This window comes from Caballeronia jiangsuensis, from assembly GCF_046030135.1.
GTDB lineage: Bacteria > Pseudomonadota > Gammaproteobacteria > Burkholderiales > Burkholderiaceae > Caballeronia > Caballeronia jiangsuensis.
Map to the genome: position 1 here is coordinate 49933 of NZ_JAQQDB010000010.1, position 13371 is coordinate 63303.

Sequence of the window (13371 nt, forward strand, 5' to 3'; positions counted from 1 at the left end):
AATGCTGGAACTAACGGCTATCGCAACTGTAACCGAAGATTGCACCCGCAAGGATCCGATCCGGCACTTGTTCCATCCGCCCCACGTCAGCGCTTACCCCTAGAACGGGACGCGCGGGATCGTCGCCGGGACGGTAAAATATCTCGCCATGAAATCAGACACTTGGGCCCCGCACGTTACGGTGGCGGCAATCGTCGAGCGGGACGGAAAATTTCTCGTCATCGAAGAGCACACGTCCGCAGGGCTGCGAATCAACCAACCGGCCGGTCACCTCGAAGCGGGCGAAACGCTCGTCGAAGCGGTGATCCGCGAGACGCTGGAAGAAACGGCGCATCGCTTCGAGCCCGAGGCGCTCGTCGGCGCGTATATGACGCACTTCGCGCGACCGGGCCGCGACGTCACGTATCTGCGGTTCACGTTCTGCGGCAAATCGTTGGGCGAAGAAACCGGTCGTTCTCTCGATAAAGGCATCGTGCGCGCGATGTGGCTCACCGCCGACGAGTTGCGTGCGGCCGTCGAGCGGCATCGGACGGCGCTCGTGATGAAGTGTGTCGACGACTATTTATCCGGGCGGCGCGTGCCGCTCGATTTCATTCATACGCATTCGGTCGCGCCGGTGGTGCGGGCGTGATATCCCTATGAGCAAGCGAAGAGTGGTAGTGGGCATGTCGGGCGGCGTGGATTCGTCCGTGACGGCATGGCTGTTGAAGGAACAGGGCTACGATGTCGTCGGCCTTTTCATGAAGAACTGGGAAGACGACGACGACGGCGAATACTGCTCGACCCGGCAGGACTGGATCGACGTGGTGTCGGTCGCGGATCTGATCGGCATCGACGTCGAGGCGGTCAACTTCGCCGCCGAGTACAAGGACCGCGTGTTCGCGGAGTTCCTGCGCGAGTATTCGGCGGGCCGCACGCCCAATCCGGACGTGCTCTGCAACGCCGAAATCAAGTTCAAGGCGTTCCTCGATCACGCGATGTCGCTCGGCGCGGAAACCATCGCGACGGGCCATTACGCACGCGTGCGCGAGCAGGACGGGCTCTTCCAGTTGCTCAAGGCCACCGATTCGACCAAGGACCAGTCGTACTTTCTGCATCGGCTGAATCAGGCGCAACTGTCGAAGACGCTGTTCCCGCTCGGCGAAATGCCGAAGACGAAAGTGCGCGAGATCGCCGCGCAGATCGGCTTGCCGAACGCGAAGAAAAAGGATTCGACCGGCATCTGCTTCATCGGAGAACGTCCGTTCCGCGAATTCCTGAACCGCTATCTGCCGACCAAACCCGGTCCGATGAAGACGCCCGACGGCAAGGTCGTCGGCGAGCATATCGGGCTGGCGTTCTATACATTCGGGCAGCGCAAGGGCATCGGCATCGGCGGCGCAAAGGACGGCAGTGGCGAGCCGTGGTTCGTCGCCGGCAAGGACATGACGATGAACACGCTCTACGTGGTGCAGGGCCACGATCATCCGTGGCTTCTGTCGCCGACGCTCGTCGCGGGCAATACGAGCTGGGTCGCGGGCTTTGCGCCTGAAGAGGGCGCGGCGTGCGGCGCCAAGACGCGGTATCGGCAGCAGGACGCGGCGTGCCGCTTCGCGCATGCGGACGACGGCCGCTTCGCTCTTCATTTCGATGACGCTCAATGGGCCGTCACGCCGGGACAGTCCGCCGTGCTTTATCAGGGCGATGTGTGTCTGGGCGGCGGCATCATCGAGCATGCGGCGGCGGGGCGGGAATCGACGCAAACAGCGGCGCTTTCCGCCGCGCGCTAGCATCGCCGGCAGCGATCGGACGACAAGCCCTGACTTCGGTCAGGGCTTTTTAATTTCCATCGGCTCAATAAAAGCTTTTCGATAAAAACTTTTTGATACAAGCGCTTGACCGTCTATCTAGTGATAGATAAATTACGCACGTCGACTTCATGGGCAATGAGGCAAACGGACAAAATGGACAAGAACACGGTACGCGAAGCGCTTTTGGATCACGCCCAGACCTTGCTGATGACGCGCGGATACAACGGATTCAGCTATCGCGACCTGTCCGGTCTGGTCGGCGTGAAAACCTCCAGCATCCACTACTACTTTCCGACCAAGGAAGATCTCGCGCTCGAAGCCGTGAACGCATACAGCGCGGACGTGATGTCGTCGATCTATGCGATCGACAGCTCCGCCCCCGCCGACAAGAAGCTCGATCGGTATACGAAGTTGTTCGGACGAATCATCGGCGGCGGCAATCAGATTTGCCTCTGCGGCATGCTCTCGGCGGACATCGAATCGCTGCCGGATAAGGTCCGCCACGTCGTGCAGTCGTTCTACAAGGCGAACGAAAACTGGCTGGCGAAAGTGCTCGCGGAGGGCGAAGCGCAGGACACGCTGGACGCCGGTGGCAAACCCGAGGCCGCGGCGCGCACCTTGTACGCCGCGTTCCAGGGAAGCCTGCTCGCATGCCGCCTGTTTCAGACGCGCGCGCGTCTGGAAGAGATCGCCGACGCTTTCCGGCGGTAGATAAGGCTGTGGATAACCTTGTGAGAAAGCAGTGAATTCACGGTTGGTTATCTATCGCTGAATAGATAGATTTTGACGAGCCAAGACAGTTTCCCGACCGACACCGTCTTTTCGTCCGTCGATATGGCGAAAGGCCGGGTGTTTCGGGAAGAAAGCGCCTGCATCGGACATTGAATAGTCGTATCGCAATTCAATATCTATCTAGTAGTAGATGCAGCTTGAAAGCTTCCGCGCCGCAGGAATCGCAGGCATTCCAGCGCTCCGGCCTCGCGATCAGACCGGCGCGGTATCCACGAACGATTGCCGCTGCGAGATACGCGCGTAGTACTTGTCGAGATTCGGATGCGCGTCCCGCCAGTTCAGATCGGGCATGCGGAAGTCGAGATAACCGAGCGCGCAGCAGCACGCGATATCCGCGAGCGTGAAGCGGTTCGCCGAGCACCACTGCTTCGAGCCGAGACCGCGCGCCATCGCGCGCAGGCCGTCCTCGATCTTGTGACGCTGGCGCGTCGTCCATTTTTCGCTGCGATGCGCTTCTTCGCGCAAGACGCCTTCGAGACGGATCAGCACGGCGGCATCGAGCATGCCGTCGGCGAGCGCTTCCCAGCAACGCACTTCGGTGCGCTCGCGGCGCTCCTGCGGCAGCAACTTGCCGACCGGCGTAAGCGTGTCCACGTACTCGCAGATCACGCGCGAATCGAACACCGCTTCGCCGTCGTCCAGGATGAGGCACGGCACCTTGCCGAGCGGGTTGTAGTCGTGGATCTTCGAATCAGATGCCCAGACGTCTTCGAGCACCAGTTCGCAATCGATCTTCTTTTCCGCCATGACGATCCGCACTTTGCGGACGAACGGGCTGGGATGCGAACCGATCAGTTTCATCATCTAATTTTCACGTTTGATTCGGAATGCGGGCGACGACGATCTTAACCGGGCGCGCACGAACCATCGGCAAATTAGAGATGGCTTGCGTCGCCGATGTCGTCTGCCGACAACATGAGGCGCGCCCGGCGCGGCGTGGATCATTGCGCGCTGGCAGTTGTCGCGCCGTTCGTGGACGGACACGGCAGAACCGGCGCGGCTGCGGGCTTCGCGTTCGCGCTGTTCTTGCCCTTCGCGGACGCGACCGGCGCGCTCGTCGTCGAAGGGAGCGCGCTCAGGCTGCGCACGCCCGCGGAGATCGCGGAGGCGAGCGTATCGACCGCCTTGCGATGACCTTCGACGAGCGCGTCGTAACCTGCGTCCACGCGTTCCTGCGCGACGGTCCGGCACGTCAGCACCGTATCCGATCCGGCGGCGCGCACGCTCCACACAGCGTCGATCACAGCCTGCGAGCCGGGCCAGGATTCGAAGCGCCGCACGTTCACCTTCACGCGATAAACCGGCACCGATTCCGGATGCGGCGTGCCATAAACGTCGATCGCGCCGAGCTGCTGCGTGAGATCGGCGGACAGCGCGCGCCGCACTTCGTCGCCGGGCAGCGACGCCCAGCGCTCATCTTCGAGCACGCGAACCTGCGCGGGACTCGTCTGCACCACCAACTGATTCTTCGTGACCTGCTGCGGCACGTCGACGGGCGCGAGCTCGAAATAGAACGACGCCTGTGTCGACGGCACGGGACGCGCATCGCCGCCGCCGAGCGTGTAGAAACGGCTCGCCGGCGAAGCGCAGGCGGCGAGCATCGCCGATGCGCTCAGGGTCAATATCAACGAGCCGAACTTCATGGTTTGTCTCCCGATTTTCCGCGCAAGAGCGATTCCGGATGGCGTTCCAGATAATCCGCGAGCGAGTTGAGCGATTGCAGCGTGCGCGTGAGTTCCTGCAGCGCGTGATGCACGTCCGACTGCAGCGGCGAGTCCGATTGCAGCGTCGACTGCGCCTGGCCGAAGGTCTTCTTCGCCTGCGTGAGCGTGTCGCGCATTTCCGGCATGACTTCCTTGTCGAGCTTGTCGAAGAGCGCGTTCGCGTTCTTCAGCGAGCCGTTCAGGTTGGTGCCGATTTCGTCGAACGGAATCTTGTCGATCTTGCGCGCGATATCGGCGATCTGCAGTTGCAGTTCGTCGAGCGTGTTCGGCACGGTCGGCAGTTCGAGCGGATCGTTGGCGACGTTGACCTTCGCGGGCGGCGCCTTCGGGAAGAAGTCGAGCGCGATATACAACTGGCTCGTCAGCAGGTTGCCGGTGCGCAACTGTCCGCGCAGACCGCGCTTCACGAGCAGTTGCAGCATGTCCTGACTCGCCGTCGTACCTTGCTCCGGCAGCGCCTGCTTCGCGCGTCTGCCGAGACGATCGGGATAGAGATCGATCGTGACCGGCATCATGAACGCGTGCGATTTCGGATCGTATTGAACGCCGATACCCGTGACCTGCCCGAGCACGATGCCGCGGAAATCGACCGGCGCGCCGACCGACAGCCCGCGCAGCGACTGATTGAAGTTCATCACGACATGAACCGGCTGGCCATCGGGATCGCGCATCGCGTCGGCCTGATCGCCGGCGAGGCGGAACGTGGTGTTGTTTTGCGCCTGTGGTCCGGACTGCTGGTTCGGCGGCGTCTGGAACGCGATGCCGCCCAGCACGACCGTCGCGAGCGATTGCGTGTTGAGCGTGAAGCCGCTCGAATCGAGCCGCAGATCGACGCCGCTCGCATGCCACCAGCGCGCGTTGCTGCCGACGTACTGATCGTAGGGCGAGGTGACGAACACCTGCAGCGTGACGCCGGTGCCGTCCTTGTCGAGCGAGAACGCGACGACCTGCCCGACCTGCACGCGCCGGTAATAGACCGGCGAGCCGATATCGAGCGAGCCGAGCGACTCGCCGTGCAGCGTGAACGTGTGCCCCTTCTGGTCGCCAGTGACGGCGGGCGGCGTCTCCAGCCCGATGAAGTAAGTCTGGTCGTCGGTGGACTTGCCCGCATCGACGCCGATATACGCACCCGACAGGAGCGTCGACAGACCGGTCACGCCGCTTGCCGCGACGCGCGGGCGCACGACCCAGAAGCGCGTGTCCTTGACGGCGAAATCGGTGGCTTCCTTGGTGAGCTGAACATCGACGAGCACGCGCGAATGATCCTTCGACAACGTGATGGTCTTGACCGTGCCGATATCGACGTCCTTGAACTTCACCTTCGTCTTGCCCGGTTCGAGGCCCTCCGCGCTCACGAAGCTGATGGTCACGGTCGGTCCGCGGCTCGACACCGTCTTCACGACGAGAATCACGCCGATCAGCGCCGCGACGAGCGGAATGACCCACACCAGCGAGGGCAGCCAGCGGCTGCGCGGCTCGATCACGGGATCGGGCAGATTCGGCGGCAGGCCGCCGCCTTTGCCTTTGTTGCCGTCGCCGGGGTTGTCTGACGGCGGCGCCGGCTGCTTCGGGTCGATCGGACCTTGGGCACTAGTCATATCTCTTTCCTGACGGTTCGATGTTGTCCCACATGAGGCGCGGGTCGAATTGCATGGACGCGATCATCGTCAGTACGACGACCGATGCGAACGCGAGCGCGCCCGGCCCCGGCGTGATGACCGCGAGCGACTTGAAGCGCACGAGCGCGATGGTGAGCGTGATCACGAAGACGTCGAGCATCGACCAGCGCCCGATGCCTTCGACGATGCGAAAGAGCGTCGTGCGCTGACGCGGCCTCCAGATGGAGCGCCGCTGCACGCTGATGGTGAGAAAGCCGAGCGTGGCGAGCTTCAGCATCGGCACGAGAATGCTGGCGACGAAAATCACCGCGGCGAGCGGATAGTCGCCGTCGTTCCAGAAGAGCGCGACGCCGCTCATGATGGTGTCGTCCTCGGAGCCGAGAATCGACGACGTGTGCATGATCGGAAAGAGATTCGCCGGAATATAAAGAATCGCCGCGCTGATGAGCAGCGCCCAGGTGCGCGCGATACTGTCGGGATGGCGCCGGTGCACCACCGCGTCGCAGCGCGTGCAGCGTTGCTTCTCGACGGTGCGCGCGAGCGGCTGCACGAGCCCGCAGGCATGACACGACACGACGTTCGCGCGCGACGCCGTGGTGTAGTACGTCTCGCTGGCTTGCTCGCCGGTGGCCGGATCGGCCGGATCGATCGGATCGTTCACGATTTCTGCCTCGCTTCAGAGGGGATGCGCTTGCGGCCGTTCGCGCGCTGTGTCGCGTCGCGCCGGCCGAGCTCGGTCGCGATGTCCCAGAGCGCGCGCGGATCGAAACTCACGACGACCGCGAACATGAGCGTCAGCGCGCCGAACGCGAAGAGCGCCGCTTCGGGAATCACGCGCGCGATGCTGACCATCTTCACGAGCGTGACGAGCACGCCGAGCATGAAGACTTCGATCATCCCCCACGGACGCACGAACTGAATGCCGCGCAGGAGCGCATTGAAGCCCGGCGGAACGTAGCCCGAGCGCAGCGGCAGCAGCACATAGAGCAGCGCGAGCAGTTCGCACAACGGAAACAGAATGGTCGAGCAGAAGACGAGCACCGCCATCAGCTCCATCTGCTCGTTCCATAGCGCGACGATCGCGCCGATGAGCGTGGTCTGGGACGTGAGGCCGTTCGCGTCCAGCTCGACGATGGGAAAGCCCTGCGCGATCACGAACGTGACGAGCGCGGCGAGCGTCATCGCGCAGATTTTGTCGAGGTTCGACGAGATGCTGCGATAGAGCAGCGATCCGCATCGCGGACATTTCGCCGAAGTGCGCTGAGGCAGCGCACGTTTATGGAAGAGCGCGTCGCATTCGTGACACGCGATGAGGTCATCCGGTTCGTTCGCGTTCATGGTCGAGGCCCGAGACTTGTCGAGCATAGTGGTCGGGCGCCGCGAAGGCCGGCTCCGACGGAGCTTAGCAAGCCGTGGGCCAGCACAAAAAGTAACAGCATGGTATCAAATGGCGAGTCGCTGACGGATGTGGCGGGATGCTTCGTGCGCGCGGAATGAAATCGCCACTCCGCTCGTTAATACATTGATGCCGGAATCAAGCGCGGATCGCGCCGCTTGTTCGCGCCTTCATCGACCGTTGCACGCGTGGAATAGTTCGTTGCATGCGCGGCACCCGAAGGCTCCGCAACATGGTTCGATTGCCCGCAAAGCCGCGCCGGGACTGGCTTTGCGGGTTCGGTGCGGGCTTTTTCGCGCGCGCTGGCAATTCGTTATCGTTGATGTAGCATGGCGGCCTTGAACACCTGTCGTCGGCTGGCGACGGGGCAGGGCAACATCGAACATATGAGGTGAAAGGAAAATGGAAAGCACCGCTCGCATCGCGGCGACGCCGCCGGCGCAACGCTATAGCGCCACGGCGATCGGGCTGCATTGGCTGATCGCGTTGTTGATCGTGTGCGGCTTCTGGCTCGGCTGGATCATGACCGACATCCCGGGGTTCACGCCGACGAAGCTCAAATACTTCTCGTGGCACAAGTGGATCGGCGTGACGGTGTTCGCGCTCGCGCTTCTGCGCCTCATCTGGCGCGCGACGCATCAAGCGCCGCCGATGCCCGACGGCATGCCGCGCTGGCAGCACAACGCGGCGAATCTCGCGCATTTTCTGCTCTACCTGCTGATGCTCGTCATTCCCGCGTCCGGTTATCTCTACAGTTCCGCGGCCGGCATTCAGGTGGTCTATCTCGGCGTGCTGCCGCTGCCGACGATCATCGGTCCGGACAAGGCGCTGAAGGCGACGCTGCGCATCGTGCATGTCGCGCTGAACTACACGTTGCTGTTCTTCGTCGTGATGCACGTGCTCGCTGCGCTGAAGCACCATTTCGTCGATCGCGACGGCTTGCTCGCTCGCATGCTGCCGTTCCTCAAGTAAGCGCATCGCATTGTTTTTTCGCCGTTGGCAGGGCGTTTCCCGGCGGCTGATTGTTATCGCATTCTAATGATTTCCAATACCGGTTTGTTCGATCGGACCGTTTGAATAGGGCACACATGAAAGTGAAACTCAATCGTTGGATGCTGGCTACGGCGGCTTCGCTTGCTTTTGTCGCCGGCGCACAGGCGCAGGTGGATGCAAGCAAGAGCACGGTGATCGCCACCTCGAAGCAGATGAACGTCCCCACCGACGGCAAGTTCAACAAGTTCAGCGCGCAGATCGCCTTCGATCCGGCGAAGCCGACCGCGGGCACGGCGAACATCACGATCGACACCGGCAGCTACGACCTCGGCGACGACGACTACAACAAGCAGGTCCGCGGCGCGGAATGGTTCGATGCAGCCAAGTTTCCGACGGCGACCTTCGTCTCCAGCGCGATCGCGCCGGCCGGCGGCAACAAGTACAACGTGACCGGCAAGATCACGATCAAGGGCAAGTCGCAGACGGTCACGGTTCCTGTGACGGTCACGCAGCAGGGCGCGACTGAAACCTTCGACGGCGCGCTGCCGATCAAGCGCACCCAGTTCGATGTCGGGACGGGCGAATGGAAAGACACGTCGATCGTCGCGGACGACGTCGTCATCAAGTTTCACATCGTTGCCGCGAAGAAGTGAGCGGCGGTTTTGTCACACACGCATATTCAGCGTACTTAGTTAGTCAGGAGAAGAACTTGAAAAAGCTTTCGATCATCGCCGCGGGCGCGGTTGCACTGGGTCTGTCGTTCGGCGCGATGGCCGCCGACACGTACAAGCTCGATCCGAATCACACGTATCCGAGCTTCGAAGCCGATCACTTCGGCGGCGTGTCGACGTGGCGCGGCAAGTTCAACAAGAGCAGCGGCGAAGTCACGCTGGATCGCGCGGCGAAGACCGGCACGGTGAACGTGACGATCGACCTGTCGTCGGTCAACACGGGCAATCCGAAGCTGGACGAGCATCTGCAAAAGGCCGAGTTCTTCGATGTCGCGAAGTATCCGACGGCCGAGTACAAGGGCACGTCGATCAAGTTCGACGGCGACCAGCCCTCGGAAGTGATCGGCACGCTGACGATGCACGGCGTGACGAAGCCGATCAACCTGAAGGTCGAGAGCTTCAAGTGCTTCGTGAATCCGATGATGAAGAAGGAAGTGTGCGGCGTGGAAGCGACGACCACCTTCGATCGCGGCGACTTCGGGATGGACTACGGCAAGTCGTACGGTTTCAGCCTGAAGACGGTGCTGCATATTCAGGCCGAAGGTGTGAAGCAGTAAGTTCGACGCCTCAATGCAAAGCGGCCGGTCTGCGAAGACCGGCCGCTTTTTTACGTCCCTGCGAAGTGCGTGCGCCTCAAACCTGCGCGCCCGCGTTCGGATCGTTTGGATCGAACTTGTCCTTCTTGTCCTTCACGAGATCCTCGCGCTTCACGCCGAACCACATCGCGAGCGCCGCCGCGACGAACACCGACGAATAGATACCGAACAGAATACCGACGGTCAGCGCCAGCGCGAAGTAATGCAGCGTCGGGCCGCCGAAGAAGAACATCGACAGCACCATCATTTCCGTACAGCCGTGGGTGATGATGGTTCGCGACATCGTGCTCGTGATCGCGTGGTCGATCACTTCCCGCACCGTCATCTTGCGCTGCTTGCGGAAGGTTTCGCGAATCCGGTCGAAGATAACCACCGACTCGTTCACCGAATAGCCGAGCACCGCGAGAATCGCCGCCAGCACGGACAGCGAGAACTCCCACTGGAAGTAGGCGAAGAAGCCGAGAATGATCACCACGTCGTGCAGGTTGGCGATGATGCCCGCCACCGCGTATTTCCATTCGAAGCGGAACGACAGATAGATCACGATGCCGATCACCACGCACGCAAGCGCGAGCAGGCCGTTCGTCACGAGTTCCTTGCCGACCTGCGGACCGACGAACTCGACGCGCTGCAGCTTCACTTCGGCGTTGTCGGTCTTGAGCGCGGTCATCACCTGATCGCTCTGCTGCGCGGACGTCAGGCCCTGCTTGAGCGGCAGACGAATCAGCACATCCTGCGACGTGCCGAAGTTCTGCACTTGCGCGTCGGGGTAGCCGAGCCTCGACATCGACGCGCGCACCGGTTCGAGCTGCGCGGCTTGCGGATACTGCACTTCGACGACCGTGCCGCCGGTGAACTCCACCGACAGATGCAGACCGCGATGCATGAGGAAAAATACGGCCACGAGAAACGTCACGAACGAAATCACGTTGAAGATCAACGCGCGTTCCATGAACGGCAAGTCGCGGCGAATACGGAAGAATTCCATTGTCTATCTCTCCGGACTCAGCGGAATCAGCGGGACTCGCCCGGTTTCTGTTGATCGATGCCGGGGCCCGAACGACGGCGCACCGTCGGCTTGCCCGAGCGCGCCTGCGCCTGAGGCGCCGGGCGCGGCGCGGCCACTGCCGTCTTCGTCTTGCCCTTCGCGGTCTTCACGATTTCGTCGACGGGCGATTCGTCGCCGCGCTGCGCCGCGAGATAGGCCGCCGCGGCCGCTTCGGCGTTCGCGCCTTCCGGACGCCACACCTGACCGATCGCGAGCGACTTCAGCTTCTTCTTGCCGCCGTACCACAGGTTCACGAGCCCGCGCGAGAAGAACACCGCGGAGAACATCGACGTGAGAATGCCGATACAGTGCACGACTGCAAAGCCGCGCACCGGACCCGAACCGAACGCGAGCAACGCGAGACCGGCGATCAGCGTGGTGACGTTCGAGTCGAGAATCGTCGCCCAGGCGTGCTTGAAGCCCTCCTGAATCGCGGTCTGCGGCGGCGCGCCGTTACGCAGTTCCTCGCGGATACGTTCGTTGATCAGCACGTTCGCGTCGATCGCCATACCGAGCGCGAGCGCGATAGCCGCGATGCCCGGCAGGGTCAGCGTCGCCTGCAGGAGCGAGAGCACCGCGACCAGCAACAGCAGATTGACCGACAGCGCCAGCATCGAAAACACGCCGAACAGCAGGTAGTACGCGATCATGAAGATGGCGATCGCGGCGAAACCGTAGGTCACCGAATCGAAGCCCTTCTTGATGTTGTCCGCGCCGAGGCTCGGGCCGACCGTGCGTTCCTCGATGATGTCCATCGGCGCCGCGAGCGAACCGGCGCGCAGCAGCAGCGCGAGATCGGTGGCGGCTTGCGGCGTCGGCTGGCCGGTGATCGAGAAGCGGTCGCCGAGTTCGGACTGGATCGTCGCGACCGTCAGCACTTCGCCCTTGCCCTTTTCGAACAGGACCATGGCCATCGGCTTGCCGATGTTGTCGCGCGACACCGCCGACACCGCGCGGCCGCCGGCCGAGTCCAGACGGATATTGACCGACGGGCGCTGATGCTCGTCGAAGCCCGCCGAAGCGTCGATGATGCGGTCGCCGGTGAAGATCACCTGCTTGCGCAAGAGCACGAGGCGGTCGCCCTGCTTGAACGCTTCGTCGCCGGGGGGCACCGCGTCGTTCGGGCCGATGTAGGTGTTGACCGGATCGGCCAGGCGCGCTTCGAGCGTCGCCGTGCGGCCGATGATGTCCTTCGCCTTCGCGGTATCCTGCACGCCCGGCAGTTCGACCACGATGCGGTCCGAGCCCTGCTGCTGGATCACCGGCTCGGCGACGCCAAGTTCGTTCACGCGGTTATGCAGCGTCGTGATGTTCTGCTTGAGCGCGCTGTCTTCGACGATCTTCTGCGCGTCCGGCGAGAACGTGCCGACCACCTGGAAACCGTCGCCGCCCTGGCGCGTCGTCCATTGCAGTTCGGACACGCCCGTCTGGAGCTGCGTGCGCGCGCTGTCCGCGCCCGCCTGATCCGAGAAGTTCACGACGACCGATTGCCCGACGCGGTTCACGCCGCCATCGCGGATATTGCGGTCGCGCAGATAGGTGCGCGCGTCGGCGGCATCGGAATCGAGCTTCTTGTTGAGCGCGCCGGCCATGTCGACCTGCAGCAAGAAGTGCACGCCGCCGCGCAGATCGAGACCGAGGTACATCGGCAGCGCGTGCAGCGCCGTCAGCCAGCGCGGCGAGGCGCTCTGCAGATTCAGCGCGACGATGTACTGCGGATCGGTCGGATCGGCGTTCAGCGCCTTCGAGAGAAGATCCTTCACGTGCAACTGCGTGTCGGTGTCCTTCAGGCGCACGCGGATGTTCGCGTTCAGCTGCGAGTTATCGAAGGTGACTTCGTCGGCCTTGATGTTGCTCGCGGCGAGCGCGGCTTCGACGTTCGCAAGCGTCGAGGAATCGAGCTTGACCGTCGCCTTGCCGCTCGACACCTGAACTGCGGGCGCCTCGCCGAAGAAGTTGGGGAGCGTGTACACGAGACCGATGACGAGCGCCACCAGCATCACGACATACTTCCAGAGGGGATAACGATTCATGGGAATGGCCGACCGGAAAGTTGGCTTCGGAGGAGAGGGCGTCCGGCGTTATGCGCGATGAGCCGGTCGTGAAGACTCGGACGGCTCGGTGAGCGAGGCCGCGCCGGACGCGGTGGAACGAGTGGCCTTACAGCGACTTGATCGTGCCCTTCGGGAGAATGGTCGTCACGGCAGCCTTCTGGATGGTGATTTCCGTGCCTTCGGCGATTTCGACGCCCACGTATGCATCCGTGACCTTCGTGACCTTGCCGACGATGCCGCCGTTCGTCACCACTTCATCGCCCTTGGCCATGGCGGAGAGCATGTTGCGATGCTCCTTCTGACGCTTCATCTGCGGACGGATCATGATGAAGTACAGCACCGCGAACATCAGGATCAGCGGCAGGAAGCTCATCAGGCTCGATTCCGCGCCACCCGCGGTAAGGCCTTGTGCATAAGCATTGGAAATGAACGACACGTTGGTCTCTCCGTTAAAACGTCACAAATACGTTCGAAAAACTCGAATGGAAATTAGCCCGGTATTCTACCACTCGCGTATGCCGCGACACTCCGGGAATGCGCTTTGCCATCAAGCCGTTACGACTCGATGTCCCGGACTTTCGCGGCATTTTTTCGCAAATGGTAGAAAGGCAATTGTAATGCTTGCCGC

Annotated in this window: 14 protein-coding genes; 6 read left to right on the forward strand and 8 right to left on the reverse strand. The window is 62.4% G+C overall.

Annotated elements, in window-relative coordinates; all coding sequences use genetic code 11:
- Window positions 1-148: 148 nt before the first annotated feature.
- The 3 genes from PQR08_RS12675 (at window position 149) to PQR08_RS12685 (ending at window position 2501) form a co-directional block, all read left to right on the forward strand.
- Entirely contained in the window at window positions 149-631 is a 483-nt protein-coding gene (locus PQR08_RS12675; RefSeq protein ID WP_408161327.1) for an NUDIX hydrolase, read from the forward strand.
- A gap of 7 nt (window positions 632-638) precedes the next feature.
- Window positions 639-1769, forward strand: coding sequence for a tRNA 2-thiouridine(34) synthase MnmA (mnmA, locus tag PQR08_RS12680; protein ID WP_408161328.1), 1131 nt, complete (start codon window positions 639-641; stop codon window positions 1767-1769).
- Window positions 1770-1943: 174 nt separating this feature from the next.
- Window positions 1944-2501, forward strand: coding sequence for a TetR/AcrR family transcriptional regulator (locus tag PQR08_RS12685; protein WP_408161329.1), 558 nt, complete (start codon window positions 1944-1946; stop codon window positions 2499-2501).
- Window positions 2502-2774: 273 nt separating this feature from the next.
- On the opposite strand, the gene PQR08_RS12690 is transcribed toward PQR08_RS12685, so the two are convergent.
- The 5 genes from PQR08_RS12690 to PQR08_RS12710 form a co-directional block, all read right to left on the reverse strand.
- Window positions 2775-3386 (reverse strand): glutathione S-transferase N-terminal domain-containing protein, encoded by a 612-nt coding sequence (locus PQR08_RS12690; RefSeq protein ID WP_408161330.1) that lies wholly within the window; start codon window positions 3384-3386, stop codon window positions 2775-2777.
- A gap of 137 nt (window positions 3387-3523) precedes the next feature.
- Window positions 3524-4225 carry a PqiC family protein gene (locus tag PQR08_RS12695; RefSeq protein WP_238285084.1) on the reverse strand — a complete coding sequence of 234 codons (702 nt, stop codon included), beginning with the start codon at window positions 4223-4225 and terminating at the stop codon, window positions 3524-3526.
- Window positions 4222-5904 (reverse strand): PqiB family protein, encoded by a 1683-nt coding sequence (locus PQR08_RS12700; protein WP_408161331.1) that lies wholly within the window; start codon window positions 5902-5904, stop codon window positions 4222-4224. The genes PQR08_RS12695 and PQR08_RS12700 overlap by 4 nt, the downstream gene beginning before the upstream one ends.
- Window positions 5897-6586, reverse strand: a complete 690-nt coding sequence (locus PQR08_RS12705) for a paraquat-inducible protein A (protein WP_250483061.1) — start codon at window positions 6584-6586, stop codon at window positions 5897-5899. Before PQR08_RS12705 ends, PQR08_RS12700 begins: the two co-directional genes overlap by 8 nt.
- Complete coding sequence (locus PQR08_RS12710) at window positions 6583-7263, reverse strand: paraquat-inducible protein A (RefSeq protein WP_187607509.1); 681 nt, start codon at window positions 7261-7263, stop codon at window positions 6583-6585. Before PQR08_RS12710 ends, PQR08_RS12705 begins: the two co-directional genes overlap by 4 nt.
- Before the next feature lie 460 nt (window positions 7264-7723).
- Here PQR08_RS12710 and PQR08_RS12715 point away from each other — a divergent pair, with 460 nt between their 5' ends.
- The 3 genes from PQR08_RS12715 (at window position 7724) to PQR08_RS12725 (ending at window position 9602) form a co-directional block, all read left to right on the forward strand.
- Window positions 7724-8293, forward strand: a complete 570-nt coding sequence (locus PQR08_RS12715) for a cytochrome b (RefSeq protein WP_238209750.1) — start codon at window positions 7724-7726, stop codon at window positions 8291-8293.
- Between the two features lie 116 nt (window positions 8294-8409).
- A complete protein-coding gene (locus PQR08_RS12720; protein ID WP_408161332.1) occupies window positions 8410-8967 on the forward strand; it encodes a YceI family protein in 558 nt (185 codons plus the stop codon).
- 56 nt (window positions 8968-9023) lie between these two features.
- Window positions 9024-9602 (forward strand): YceI family protein, encoded by a 579-nt coding sequence (locus PQR08_RS12725; protein WP_187607512.1) that lies wholly within the window; start codon window positions 9024-9026, stop codon window positions 9600-9602.
- A 76-nt stretch (window positions 9603-9678) separates the two neighbouring features.
- Here PQR08_RS12725 and secF read toward each other — a convergent pair whose 3' ends face one another.
- From secF to yajC, 3 genes are all read right to left on the reverse strand, one after another.
- Window positions 9679-10629: a protein translocase subunit SecF gene (gene secF, locus PQR08_RS12730; protein ID WP_187607513.1), complete on the reverse strand. Its 951-nt coding sequence runs from the start codon at window positions 10627-10629 to the stop codon at window positions 9679-9681.
- A 26-nt stretch (window positions 10630-10655) separates the two neighbouring features.
- Complete coding sequence (secD, locus tag PQR08_RS12735; RefSeq protein WP_408161333.1) at window positions 10656-12722, reverse strand: protein translocase subunit SecD; 2067 nt, start codon at window positions 12720-12722, stop codon at window positions 10656-10658.
- Window positions 12723-12849: 127 nt separating this feature from the next.
- Window positions 12850-13179, reverse strand: coding sequence for a preprotein translocase subunit YajC (yajC, locus tag PQR08_RS12740; RefSeq protein WP_035497714.1), 330 nt, complete (start codon window positions 13177-13179; stop codon window positions 12850-12852).
- Window positions 13180-13371 lie beyond the last annotated feature (192 nt).